The 13,680-nt window shown below is 42.9% G+C and carries 9 protein-coding genes; 3 read left to right on the top strand and 6 right to left on the bottom strand.

What is annotated here, in order from left to right:
* Positions 1-34: 34 nt before the first annotated feature.
* The 4 genes from LC608_RS03085 to LC608_RS03070 form a co-directional block, all read right to left on the bottom strand.
* Positions 35-2,965 carry a methyl-accepting chemotaxis protein gene (locus LC608_RS03085; RefSeq protein WP_229552130.1) on the bottom strand — a complete coding sequence of 977 codons (2,931 nt, stop codon included), beginning with the start codon at positions 2,963-2,965 and terminating at the stop codon, positions 35-37.
* A gap of 14 nt (positions 2,966-2,979) precedes the next feature.
* Complete coding sequence (locus tag LC608_RS03080; protein WP_229552129.1) at positions 2,980-3,510, bottom strand: chemotaxis protein CheW; 531 nt, start codon at positions 3,508-3,510, stop codon at positions 2,980-2,982.
* Positions 3,511-3,523: 13 nt separating this feature from the next.
* Positions 3,524-3,889, bottom strand: coding sequence for a response regulator transcription factor (locus LC608_RS03075; protein ID WP_069073698.1), 366 nt, complete (start codon positions 3,887-3,889; stop codon positions 3,524-3,526).
* Positions 3,890-4,209: 320 nt separating this feature from the next.
* Positions 4,210-5,388 (bottom strand): response regulator, encoded by a 1,179-nt coding sequence (locus LC608_RS03070; RefSeq protein ID WP_229552128.1) that lies wholly within the window; start codon positions 5,386-5,388, stop codon positions 4,210-4,212.
* 361 nt (positions 5,389-5,749) lie between these two features.
* On the opposite strand from LC608_RS03070, the gene hmpF reads away from it, so the two are divergent.
* On the top strand, positions 5,750-7,507 hold the full coding sequence (hmpF, locus tag LC608_RS03065; protein ID WP_229552127.1) for a pilus motility taxis protein HmpF: 1,758 nt from the start codon (positions 5,750-5,752) through the stop codon (positions 7,505-7,507).
* Between the two features lie 70 nt (positions 7,508-7,577).
* Here hmpF and tilS read toward each other — a convergent pair whose 3' ends face one another.
* Positions 7,578-8,573 (bottom strand): tRNA lysidine(34) synthetase TilS, encoded by a 996-nt coding sequence (tilS, locus tag LC608_RS03060; protein ID WP_229552126.1) that lies wholly within the window; start codon positions 8,571-8,573, stop codon positions 7,578-7,580.
* Between the two features lie 12 nt (positions 8,574-8,585).
* Entirely contained in the window at positions 8,586-9,203 is a 618-nt protein-coding gene (locus tag LC608_RS03055; protein ID WP_229552125.1) for a Uma2 family endonuclease, read from the bottom strand.
* 256 nt (positions 9,204-9,459) lie between these two features.
* Here LC608_RS03055 and LC608_RS03050 point away from each other — a divergent pair, with 256 nt between their 5' ends.
* Together LC608_RS03050 and LC608_RS03045 are read left to right on the top strand one after the other, a co-directional pair.
* Positions 9,460-9,786 (top strand): hypothetical protein, encoded by a 327-nt coding sequence (locus tag LC608_RS03050; RefSeq protein ID WP_229552124.1) that lies wholly within the window; start codon positions 9,460-9,462, stop codon positions 9,784-9,786.
* Complete coding sequence (locus tag LC608_RS03045) at positions 9,787-13,614, top strand: tetratricopeptide repeat protein (RefSeq protein WP_229552123.1); 3,828 nt, start codon at positions 9,787-9,789, stop codon at positions 13,612-13,614.
* Positions 13,615-13,680: the final 66 nt, after the last annotated feature.

Below are 13,680 nucleotides of genomic sequence, written 5' to 3'. Positions count from 1 at the left end.
GCAAATAAGAAAGGACAAAGGACAAATGACATATTTATCTGGTTTCTGTAGTTTCCACTCGGAAACGTTCAACGGAGGCGATTAAGTCACGGGATACACCTACTAAGTGTTGTAGGGCACCTGAAACTCGCTGTGCTTCCTGGGAAGTTTCTTGGGCGGTGAGTTCTACTGATTGCATTACGTGAGCGACAGCGCGGGAAGTTTCAGTTTGTTCCACAGTGTCGCTGGTAATCGAACGTACAAGAATATCAATGCGATTCGCTACTTGAATAATGTTTTCGAGCGATCGCTTGGCTTCTTCTGCCAATTTTGTACCTTTAATTACTTGTTGTGTGCCTTCTTCCATCGCGGTCATTACAGAGCCTGTTTCGCTTTGGATTTGCATCACAATTTGTTCAATTTCCTTCAAGGATTTAGCAGATTTGTCTGCTAACTGGCGCACTTCGTCTGCTACGATCGCAAACCCGCGTCCAGCTTCTCCTGCCCTTGCCGCCTCAATACTAGCATTGAGTGCTAGTAAGTTTGTTCTGGAAGCAATTTGGGAAATCAACGCCACAATTTTAGAAATTTCTTGGGAAGATTCCGCTAACCGTTTCACTTTTCGAGTGGTTTCGGCAACGGTTTCTCGAATTTCCAAAATCCCCGCCACGGTATTTTCTACTGCTTCTCCACCTTTGAGAGCGATCGTACTAGCATCACGCGCAACCGTTTCAGCTTCCCGTGCCGCCTCTGCTACCCGTTGAATCGAGTCAGTCATTACCTGTACAGAATTTAGCGTCACCGCCAACTCTTCTGCTTGGCGTAAAGCATCACTAGATAAGGCTCTAGCAAAGGTTTCGGAATTGGTTGCACCTTTTGTCACATCCTTCGCCGCCACTTTTACCTGTTGCACAATATCCCGCAGGTTTTGAATTGTCAGGTTAAAAGCATCAGCTACCGCTCCCAATACGTCGGCTGTAACTTCAGCTTGGACTGTTAAATCTCCTCTAGCAGCACCTTCCACATCATCTAAGAGGCGAATCACCTGGCGTTGCAGGTTTTCTTTGGCTTCCTCTTGTTCATCAGCTTTCCGTTGGGCTTCACTTGTGGTTGTGAAAATTACCCGCGCCATTTCATTAAAGCCAGTAGATAAATGGCCCAATTCATCTTCGGAAAACACTGTGGCTTGAGCATTCAAATTTCCTTGACGTACAGCCTCAAACTGAGCTTGGAGATCATTAGTGGTGCGCCGAATTTGTTTGAGTGCAAGATTCCCCATGACGCCTGCGGTAGCAAAACCTGCAATCCCAGCTGCAAGTGACATTGCCCAACCTGTGTTTCGTACTGATTCTCGTTGTTGGGCTGGCGAGAATGTGGTGGCGACAAAGCTAACTGTGGCTACAACCAGCGCCGAGACAATGCCCACACTTCCAGCAATTAACCATTGTTTCCTCTCTATGGAGGCATTTTCTAATGGTGCTAACCATCCTTGCTCAACGCTGACATTGGGTTCTAGTTTTGAGACATCTGTTTGGCTAAAGACTGGAACTTCTTCATGGGAACCAGTCATTGTGAATAGTTCCTCTTCGCGATCGCTGGCTGCACTACTCGCAGAAGCCTCCACGGCTGGAGAACGTTTACTGCCACTGGTTTCTAATGAAGCAGAATTCATTGCTAGATCGCCGAAGTTAGAATCTCCTTCGAGCAGGTCAAACCCTGGAATATTACCTAAATCATCAAATTCCTCAAAGTCATCTAAAAATTCTATATTGCCCTTAGAATTTTCTCCATTCAGTATATTGTTTGAGTCTTCATAAGGGCTTAACCCCTCTGAGCCAAAGGCAGACTCAAATGCTTCCATATCAAAATTATCATCGTCATCAAAGCTATTTTTACCGATGATTTCGCCTGATTGAAACTGTTTGTCTTTTACAGGTAGATTGCTGCTAAAAGAGGAAAAATCATCAGATAAATCCGGCACAAAAGCTTCTTTTGCTGCATTTTTTTCCGGCTTCAACCAATCATCGTGTGCTTCGGTTTTAGGCACATGTTGACTCTTGTTATTTGTTGACGAACTATTTTTAAGTTCTTCTTGAACAAAAAGTAAGGTTTCGTCTCCCAAACTAGATTTTGTATATTCAAAGTCCCCATTACTAAACTTTGGAGACTTTGGCTCACTCAACAAATCAGCGAAATTATTCTCGTTATTCCCAGTTTTTGAATTAGAAGAGGAAGAGTTATTATTGCCAATAGCTGAATTATTGTCATCAGAATTAATCTGATTATCTGAAAAGTGACTATTTATTAATAGTTCTTCGTGGTTCTCTTCTGATATATCTTCTTGCCAGAAAGCAGGCAACTCTAATTCTGTTTTATCCTCAAAATTGCTGCTATTTAATTCTTGCTCCTGTAGTTCTTTGAACGCAAAAGGATCGTCACCAAAAGCTGTAGAAGAATCTAATATTTTTCCTGTTCCAATACTATCTTCTGTTGGTAGATCAAATGGACTTTTTGAAGATAGCTCTTCAACGCCATTTACAGCTTCTTGATGCTCTCCAAAAAAGTTCAAATCAAGGTTATCGCTGTCAAAATCCTCATTAGCGCCCAAATCTTCTAATTCTTGTTCGCTATCTGCCAGTGCATTAGACATCTCTGGGGAATTGATTTGCTCTTGACTATCTGATGTATTAATCTCCCCACTGAATGACTGTAAATATTGATTGATATTCTCAATTCCATTATTGGCAAAACCAATAATTTCTTGATCGTCAGTCAACTGTAATACCTTTTGATATTCTTCTTTTGCTACATCATACTGCTGTAAAACATAGTAGATGTGACCCCTTAATAAATGGGAATTGGGGTCATTTGGTAAATTTTGCACCACTTGGTCAACTAAAGTGGCAGCAACCTCATAATTCCTTTGAACATAGGCGGTCATCGCCTGTTGATACGTTGGCTCGTAATTATCAATACTTGTTGCCATTTCCTCCTCCAATTTCATCCTGCCCACCTAGCACTCCGTAAAATTGCCATTTGATCGAGTAGTCGCAGACACTTGTTGTTTTTAGCATCTAATAACCACTCTCCACGTAAAAAGGGAGCCATAGTATCTGGAACACTAGTTGTTGGCATGAGATTCTGGACATCCAACCAGTCCATGCCACCAATTTCTTCTACTGCTAAACCCACTATTGTGTCTTGCTCTTCAATGGCAATCACCGAAATTTCAGCTCTATCCGTGTTTAATGCACTTGTTTCCCCAAGAAATTGACCCAAATCAGCTACCCAAATAACTCGACCTCGTAAATTTAGAGTACCCAAAAGTAAAGGAGAAGCATTAGGAATCGGGGTGATTCTATCGGGACTTAGTTCAATTACCTCCCGAATGCCAGTTGCTTGTAGTGCAAACTCCTGATGCGAGGGAATGTAAAACCTCAAATGTAACTCACCTTCAGGACTTTCTACTTGTAATTCTGGTCGGAAATGGTCTTGACCACTGCCACTTAAAAAGTCCGGTTTGCTGACCATATTGCTTTTGTCCTTATCCTCGCAGCAGTTGTTTGACTGTTCCCACCAACTCGGTTGGTTGAAATGGTTTGGCTATGTAAGCGTCTGCACCCTGCTTCATGCCCCAATAGCGATCAAATTCTTCGCCTTTGGAAGAACACATAACCACAGGGACATTTTGGGTTTTTGGATCGGATTTTAAGCGCCTACAGACTTCGTAACCGTTCATTCGGGGCATGACAATATCCAATACCACTAAATCGGGAGGTGCTATTTGAATTGCCTCCAATGCTTCTAATCCGTCGCTGGCATGGGTTACTGTTAGTCCAGTCGCTTTCAGGAGGTCTGTAATCATCTCCCTTTGCGCGATACTGTCTTCCACAATCAGAACTGTACTCATAAGTATCTATTTACCCCCTGATGTAGACGTTCCTATTTGGAACATTCTTTGATTCCCCCGCAAGTATTAACTGTATAAATTAATTGTATGTTCTCACTATTTTCCGGGATATTGACGTTTCACTAAGTAGCTGACTCTGTGATAACATCTTTTAACTGATCTTTTAGTAGATCAACAAATCTTGGATCACTTTATATGCTCCATACCCCCTCAATTTGCGTTAGCGAATCATTGAGCGTCTTTTAGGTTTTAGATTGTTCAATCCAAAATCCAGAATCTATAATCTAAAATTATTCTGCCCAATTCCCAATGCCTTATTTTCATTGGTTGTTGATATATTTCTCTACGAGCATAAGTAACTCAGTGTCTGTAAATGGTTTTGTTAAATAATCTGTTGCCCCGACCATACTAGCTTTGACTCGATCAATAAATCCATCTTTACCAGTGAGCATAATAATCGGTGTGAGCCGAAATGCTCTTGAATGTCGCAGCATGGCGCAAACCTCGTACCCTTCCAATTCCGACATAGCAATGTCACATAAAATTAAGTCCGGTTTGAGTTGAAAAACCAGACTCAGTGCCTCTAAGGGATTGGTGAGAGCGATCGCTTCATAACCTTGTGCTTGTAAGATGGAATTTATAGTCTCACCGATGGCGATCGCATCGTCAATACATACAATCCGCCCCCTGTGTTTTCCCTTCAATTCCCCGTCAACAGTGTGGGTATCTATTTTAATAGTGTCTGAATATACTAGTTGTAGCCAACTCTGTTGCACATAAGGATATATTGCCTTAGCGACTGTCAAAATGTCTCGGTTAAGATAGCGAGCTAATTGACGCAAGGATGTTTTACCATCAGCCCAATGTTGTAGTTTATTTACGGTTGCTTCTGGTAGCGAGGATTGTAGGTGAACTTTGTCAGATAGCACTGGCAATTGTTCTGGAGACTGAATATGTGGGTACAGCTCCTTCCACTCTTGCACCTGCTTAGTAATTTTTGTAACAAATGGAGCAATCTCGAAAGTGTTTAATTGCGGGGCAAGTGCCGCACCCTGATGGAAAATAAAGTTCCCTTGGTGTAAAGTCAGGAGGTCAAAGAGAGTTTCATGTACCAAGCCGTGAATGATACTACCAGCGATTTTGGGGTTGATAATATTCCGCTCCAAGAGCGCCCACAGATAGGCATACTCTGGCGCGTCGGTTGATGGTAAGGAGGCAATTTGTTTGTCGGTAAGTCGCATCTCGACTCGATAATGACGTAAATAATCGCTAATTCTGGATAAACTACTCTCACCTTCTTGGCAATAGATAATTTGACCATTGAGGAAAAAGACGAACCAAGACTGTTGTTTGAGGCGATAAATGTTTGCTCCCTCTCCACCCAGTTTGTTGTTATGGTGAGAGCTAGTAGCTCTGACCCATAGTTGCCCAGTTCGTTGTCCCAACTCAATCAATTGCAGAATACTGCAAATATCAATTTCATTTAGATTTCCCTGCATTTATCTAAAAAATACTCCTTGTAATGCCGTTAATATTATTTTTAAATGGCTTTGGGCTTAAATTGACTATGATCTGTTGCATCCAAAGGAGAACTGCTATAGATTCAGCTATAAAGTTTAATCTTTCGTAATACACTTTGACAAAGCTAGTGTTAACACGGAAGTCATCATCACTGTCATCAGTACAAAATATAAAGGCGCGACTAACTCACTTTTATAAATATCAAGACGTAATATCTCGCGTCTATACTTTTGTCTGTCTTGTTTTCCTAAACTTCGGTTCAGTGAGACAAGTTAACAGAATTATTCAAGGTATATCCTAAAACATAAACTTTAAGTGCATCAATAAAGGACTAACGGTGTGCTGTATTTAGCAGAAGTACAAAAACAGAAGGGTGGTTTACTCAGTGGCAGTGGTAAAACTGAACTGAAATTACTAGCTTGTCAGCGAACTGACCAGAATTGGAGTCCTGTGTCAGAAGAAGTGATTGCGGCTGAGGAAGCAAGCAAATTAAATGATGGTGCTTTAGTACTGGTTGAACTGAATCCAAACCGTCAAGTACAACGGATTCAAGAAGCAGGGCGGCCACTAGTCAACATTTTGCAGAATTTTTCCCGCCAATTGGAGAAATTTAAGCTCAAGGAAGATGAAATTGATCAGTGGAAGCAATCGCTGACGTTTCAGGCGCAAGAGTTGAATCGCCGTGAAATGGACATGGAAGTACGCTCTGAACAGTTGCACAATATGGAGGATGAGTTGCAACAACTGGAGCAGCAAAAACAGAAAGTTAACACATCCCGCCAGGAAATTGAACGGTTACAAACAGAAGTTGGGCGCAACCGCCTAGAATTGGAAGGCGCTTGGGAGCATTTGCGGGGTGAGCAGCGCCGCTTGGAGGAACGTCTTGCGGATTTCCAGCAGGGGACGGTTTTAGATGAGGAGCAAAGTCGGGTAATGAGTGAATTACTCGATCGGTTATCTAGTCGTGTTGCTCCCACGGAAACAGTCAGAGAACACCTCCATCTGGCCTTTGAATTGGTCGAAAAGCAGCAAGCTACTCTTACCCCGCATTGGCAAAAATTGGAGGAGCAAAAAACTGCGATCTCACAACAGCAAGAAGAAGTCGAGCGTTTGTCACAAACCTTTAGCGATCGCCAAAATGCATTGCAACAAGCACAAAATTTTCTAGTCCAGCAAACAGCCCAATTGCAGATAAATACAGCAGACCTTAGCAGCAAGCAAGAGTATGCTCGGATAATTAAAGAGCAGCTACGAAACGCCGAAGAGTTATATCAACAGATTCACTCTTTGTCCGCGTCTGGAGGTGTAGTCATCGGCCAGCAAGCTAATGTGGAAGCTCTAAAGAAAATGCCTTTAGTAGAACTGCAAAAGATAGTGCAAGATTTGCAGTACAAGTTAGAAATAGACGCTAGCTTTGTTCACGATCAAGAACAAGAATTGAAATATAAACAAGAAGCTATAGATGAACTGCAAAATAAATTAAATCACGCATCTGACCATGACCATATCAATTTTGAACTGGAACTAACAGATGAAAAAGACCTCTATCAGATGCTAAACTCCAGTTTGGTGGGGCAACGCCGCAATATGTTACAGCATCAAAAGTTTCTCAAGCAACACCAAGCTGTATTGCTACGGCGACAAGGACATACTGTTGTTGATGAAGAAGAGGGTAATAAAGTTAATTTAGAACCGATTCTGTTACAACTTGAAACCCAGCGACAAGAATATTCACAGGAAGTCCAAAAGCTGGAACGTGAAATTGATCAGATTCGTTCTGGTATTGAGCTAAATCAGGGAATGATTGAAAATCAAACTCACGATTTGGATGAAAAGCGCCAAGAACTGAAAGCGATGGAGGAAAATTTGCTATACCTAAGAAGAACAACTGCTGAATGCTGTGGTCGAGTGAATCTTTATCAAGAAGCACTACAACCAATTCAAGATTCTTTAGATGGATTACGGCAGAAGCTACAAGGAATTGGAGAATCTTTAGAGCAATTCCATGAAACTGGTGAGTATCAAGTCCAAGCCATCGCTCAGTTGCGTCATACTCTCCAAAGTTTAATGCCTCAGCCAGAATTACTAGCGTCTTAGCAAGTTAGGAGTTAGGAGTGATGAGTTATGAATTAAAAAGAATTTCTAACTCATAACTTTTAACTCCTAACTATTTAAAACAAATCCAGTCGCCTTCTACTTGAGCGATCGCACCACCAGGAAATGGATCAGTTTGCGATCGGTTGGGCGCTATAATTAAAGCCGTTAATTTCTCGATGTGTTCAAAACTGGGGGCATCAGTCAGTATTTGCTGCAATACCTGACGCATCACCCGACGTTGCAGCGCCAATGGTGCTTTCTGCAATACTCGACGATTTAAGCGTAAGGGAACAAGAGCAGTAAGAGAATCTTCCTCATCCCCAATACCCATAGCCTTTTCGCGCAACTGCTGGGCAGCTTTTTCTAAATATTCTACTTCTGCTTGGAGAAGTTCTGCTGTTTGAGCTAAGGCTGATTCTACTTGGGGATTAAAATTTTCCTGCAAATATGGTATTAACTCTTGGCGAATGCGGTTGCGAGCATATTGCAAATCTTGATTGGTGGAATCTTCCCAAATTGGCAATTTAAATTCTTGACAAAATTGCTCTGTTTGTAAACGAGTAATTTCTAACAGTGGACGCACTAGCATAATGCCTGTATTTAGGGGGCGTTGCCAAGTTAGGGCTTGTAAGCCATCAGCACCAGTACCGCGAATTAAATTGTAGAGGAGAGTTTCGGCGCGATCGCTTGCGGTGTGTCCTGTAACTATATATTGATAATTATTTGCTTTGGCGATCGCACTTAAAGCTTGATAGCGCCAATCGCGTGCAGCAGCTTCACTATTTATAGGTTCGTTCGCTGTTTCTAAATAAAAGGATATATCCCAAGTTTTAGCTAAATTTTCAACGTGATGAGCATTAGCTTCGGAGTCAGAACGCCAACGATGATCACAGTGGGCAATACCTAAATCCCATGCCCATTTGGATTGTAAATCTAAAAGTAATTTTATTAAACACAGAGAATCCTGTCCGCCGGAGACAGCGATTAATAGACGCTGGTTGCGCTCAAATAAGTGGCGCGATCGGATTGTGCGATGGATTTTTGCATGTAGGGGAGTCCATACCATATTTAGAACTTCTCATAGTTTTTGGATTTGACTTGCAGCTACAACTTGTTTAACAGTTAGTTCTAGTTTGGGGAAAGTAGTAGAAATAATACGGTCATTGTCTGTAAACTTTTGAACTTGGTATTGACCCTTAACCAATTGGTAAACAAAAACCGTGGCGAGTTTGGGATTACCGAGATAAGCACGAGAAGCGATCGCTAGATAATCCACAATCCAATACTCAGGGATACCCAGTCGCTGATACTCATCTAATTTGTCAACATAATCATCATCCCAGTTTGTTGAGGTAACTTCTACAGCAAGTTGAATCGCCTCAATCAGCGCCCCGTAGGCTAAAACATTACTGTTCCACTGTGATGCACTAACTACGCTCACATCTGGATTTCTGCCTTGTTCTTCCCCAGCATCAGTAAACGTCCTAATGATGATATCTTTGTCAGCAATATATTCAAGTCCCAAGCGTCTAATTTCATCATTGAAGGCAAGCATTAAAAACCTTGCGGCATTCTTATGCGCTCTAGTTGCCTCCATTGGTATAATCTCTCCGTTGATCAATTCGTAAATGCCACCATCAGGATATTGCTCTAGAAACTCTTCAAAAGTTAGTTTTTTAACTGGAATTTGAACCATATTGTTCACCTGCTAAAAAAAGGACTTAAAGTAATTTGCAATTGATAATGACCTTCCTACATTGCTAACGTAATTCGGAATTTTTGAAAGTCAGATTCAATCTGGGTTTCCAGGTTTGCGTCTATTGCCTTATTTTAGGCAATTCTTGCAACACAAAGAAAATACTTTTGCAATACTCTCTGTTTCGGTGTGTGAACCTTATCGCCAATTCAACGCATAATAATACAGAATCTTGGATAAATTCATGGGTGATTTAATGGCAGGAATTCAAGTCGGTATTGAGGGTGAAGGCGCACCAGCAGCAGCCGAGGCTTTGCTAGAAATTCCTGGAATATCGGGAAGCTATGAAGTTCCGACGCAAAGAGAGGGAACTTTGGCGGCGATCGCTACTATTATTGGCATTGTGGGTGGTGCTGTGGCTTTAGCTGAACAAATTCGCAAATGGTATCAAGAATGGCATAAATCTCATCCAGGAAAGCAATTTGATGTAGTAATTCTTGACCCTGATACTGGAAATAGGATTTTACTCGAAGAAGCTACCATAGAGGAAATCACGGAAATCCTCAAATCTATCAGCAAATAAGTGCAAACTATCCGCATTCAACTTCGGGAAAGTACGCAGGAAACAGTTGAACTCAGGTATTGGCTACCTCAAATAAAGCACTATGAATCACGTCGCCTGAAATTAGCAGCAATCGCTGATTTACTCAAGCAACGGGAAGACGATTACTATAAACCGCTGCCCTATCTACTAGGAATGGGGCAGCAGTTATTTTTTTGGTTAGATGGGGATGGACGGTGGTTGAGTCGGGGAATTGCTAACTGTCGCGGTGAAGGGTTGGTAATTGCCATTGATACCGATCAAAAATTGGCACATTTACCTTGGGAAGTGCTGCATGATGGTGAGGATTTTTTGGTCAAGCGGGTTAATCCAGTGGTGTTACCTCTGCGCTGGATTGAGAAAGAAACGGAACCGTTTTCTGTGGAAGCACGACAATTGCGAGTATTGTTTATGGCAACCGACCCGGAAGATGTGCAACCAAAGTTAGAGTTTGAACAGGAAGAAGCGAGAATTCTGGCTGATACGCGAGATTTTGCTGTAGATTTGCGGGTGGAAGAAAGCGGTTGCGTTAGCGAGTTGGGTAAGGTGTGGAGTCGCTATTTTAATGACTTTGATGTGTTTCACCTCACAGGACACGCCTCAATTAAAGATGAAGCACCTTACACGCCTTACTTTATCACTGAGACGGAAGTTGGGGAACGCCAGGAAACCACAGCCGCAGAACTTGCCGAAGTCTTCCGGTTTCGCTTTCCTAAGTTGGTGTTTTTATCTGGGTGTCGGACTGGACAAGCACCAGATAAAGGGGCTGTCCCTTCAATGGCTGAGGCACTTATTGCACAAGGGGCGAGGGCTGTTTTAAGTTGGGGGCGGCCTGTGGAAGATCGGACAGCTACAGCCGCCGCCGCGCACCTCTACGGCAAATTGGCTGCGGGATATCAATTAGCTGAAGCACTTGCTAGCACTTTCCAGCATTTGTTTAAACAGAAAGTGCGTGACTGGCATTTGTTGCGGTTATATGTCCAGGGAGAATGTCCCGGTGCATTGGTGGAAGTGTTGGGAGATTTGCCACCCTCACTGCCGGAACCTGCTTATGAACTGTTTTTAGATCCCGATACCCAACTGGTGCGGGTAGCGAAACCCTCTGAGTTTGTTGGCAGACGGCGGACTTTGCAAAGTTGTCTCAGAGCAATTCGCATTAATTTGGGGGTACTAATTCACGGGCTGGGGGGTGTGGGTAAGAGTACTGTGACGGCGCGACTTCTGGAAAGGATGGTTGGCTATCACAGGCTGGTGAACTTTCGGCAACTCGATGAGGACAAACTGCTCAAAACCCTTGCTGAACAATGTACCTCGGAACGGGGGCATGAAATTTTCAATGGCAAGTTACCCTTGATGCAGCGCCTCACCAAGTTTTTCACTGAAGGACTCAATACCAAAGAACAGCGCTTTGCCTTTGTGCTGGATGACTTTGAGGCAAATTTGGATTTACGAAATGGGGTTTATGTCTTGCAACCACAAGTTGTGGATGTACTGCTGGCGTTGCTGAAGGCGATTCAAAATTCCCAACTTTCCCACAAGGTAATTATTACCTGTCGCTACAATTTCACATTGTCGGAACTGAATCATCGTCTGTACCGCGAACCTCTGGGTGCTTTGGGTGGGGCAGATTTAATTAAAAAGTATAATCGTCTCAATTCGTTTAATGGCAGTTGGCAATTTCAGCCAGATTTGCCCGAACGTGCCAAAAAAGCAGCAGATGGAAATCCTCGGCTGTTGGAATGGTTAGATAAGATTTTGCAAAATTCCCCGAAGTCGCCAGAAGCTGAGAGGGGAGTTGAGATGATTCTGCAAAAGATGGCAGATAAGGAAAAGGAATTTCGTGAGGATATTTTGGCTGAGGAATTGCTGAAGCAGCAAACTCCAGCTTTGCGTCTTATGCTGGGGAAGTTGTTGGTGTATGAGTTACCTGTTCCTCAAGCTGCTATTGACCCGATTTGTGAGGATATCTCAAGTTGGGAAAGTCATATTCAACGCGCTGAAATTTTGGGTTTGTTGGAAGTTACCCTCACCAACAACAAAGAGAGGTTGTATCGTGTTCCCCGGATTTTGTCACCGTTGCTAGAGTTTCCAGAAAACCCCAAGGGTGAAGAGTTGTATAAACAAGCTGCACAAATTTTGTATCGGCTGTGGTGGGAAGAGGAAGGTGCGACGGAGGTACAAGACTCAGAAATTCATCGCTTGGCGTTGCTGGGGAAGGATGAAGAAATCGCAGGGAAAATAGGTAGTTCATTGGCGAACCGCTTGTGGAATCAAAGCCGTTTTCGGGAAGCAATACATCTCTGCCAATCAACTTTAGAAATTACTAAAAACCATAGTGTTCTCAAAGAAATGGCTTATTGTGAACACCAAATGGGTGAGGTTGATCAAGCATTAAACTATTACCAACAAGCTTTAAATCTTTGTCCCGCAGAAGACGAAGAAGAATTAGCAGCAATTTATCATTATTTAGGGATGCTGAAAGGCGATAAAGGGAAAGTTGATGAAGCGCTCGCACTTTTCAATCAGTCTTTGGAAATAAATGAACGCATTGGTAATGTTCAAGGTAAAGCAACCACGTTGCACCAACTGGGAATTCTCTACGCCAACAAAGGGGAAGTGGATGAAGCGATCGCACTTTACAATCAGTCCTTGGAAATAACTGAACGGATTGGAGATGTCGAAACCAAAGCGGCGACGTTGCACCAACTGGGAATTCTCTACACCAATAAAGGGCAAGTGGAAAAAGCGATCGCACTCTACAATCAATCTTTGGAAATAGAAGAACGCATTGGTGATGTCCAAGGCAAAGCAGCTACGCTGCACTGTCTGGCAATTCTCTACACTGACAAAGGGGAAGTAGATGAAGCAATCGCACTCTATAACCAAGTTCTTGAAATTGATGAACGCACTGGAAATGTCCAAGGCAAAGCAGCGACGTTGCACCAACTAGCAATTATCTCAGCCAACAAAGGGGAAGTGGAGCAAGCGATCGCACTCTACAATCAGTCTTTGTCAATAACTGAACGCATTGGAAATGTCCAAACCAAAGCGGCGACGTTGCACGAACTGGGAATTATCTACGCCAATAAAGGGGAAGTGGATCAAGCGATCGCACTCTACAATCAGTCTTTGCAAATAACAGAACGCATTGGTGATGTCCAAGCCAAAGCGGCGACATTAAACAATCTGGGAATGATCTACGCCAACAAAGGGGAAGTGGATCAAGCGATCGCACTCTACAATCAGTCTTTGGAAATAAAAGAACGCATTGGAGATGTCCAAGGCAAAGCGGCGACGTTGCACAATCTAGCAGGTATCTACGCCAACAAAGGGGAAGTGGATCAAGCGATCGCACTCTACAATCAGTCTTTGGAAATAAAAGAACGCATTGGAGATGTCCAAGGCAAAGCGGCGACGTTGCACAATCTAGCAATTATCTCAGCCAACAAAGGGGAAGTGGAGCAAGTGATCGCACTTTTCAATCAGTGCTTGGAAATAACTCAACGCATTGGAGATGTTCAAACCAAAGCGGCGACGTTGCAGCAACTGGGAATTCTCTATGCCAACAAAGGAGAAGTGGATGAAGCGATCGCACTTTTCAATCAGTCTTTGGAAATAAAAGAACGCATTGGAGATGTCCAAGGCAAAGCAATTACTCTGTGGTGTTTAGGACATTTGGCAGAACAGCAGGGTGAATACACTAAAGCGATATCCTATTTGCAACCAGCTTTAGAGATTTTGCAGCGATTGAAGTCACCCGATGCTGAAAGTGTGAGTGCAAGTCTTGATAGGGTAATGGGTAATTCGTAATTCGTAATTACTGAAAGATTTTTGTCTCACGCAAAGGCGCAGAGGCGCAAAGAAGAAGGCAAGAGT

Source organism: Nostoc sp. XA010 (assembly GCF_020829625.1).
Classification (GTDB): Bacteria; Cyanobacteriota; Cyanobacteriia; order Cyanobacteriales; family Nostocaceae; genus Nostoc.
Note: the sequence above shows the minus strand (reverse complement) of the source record. Positions and strands in the feature narration are given on the sequence as shown.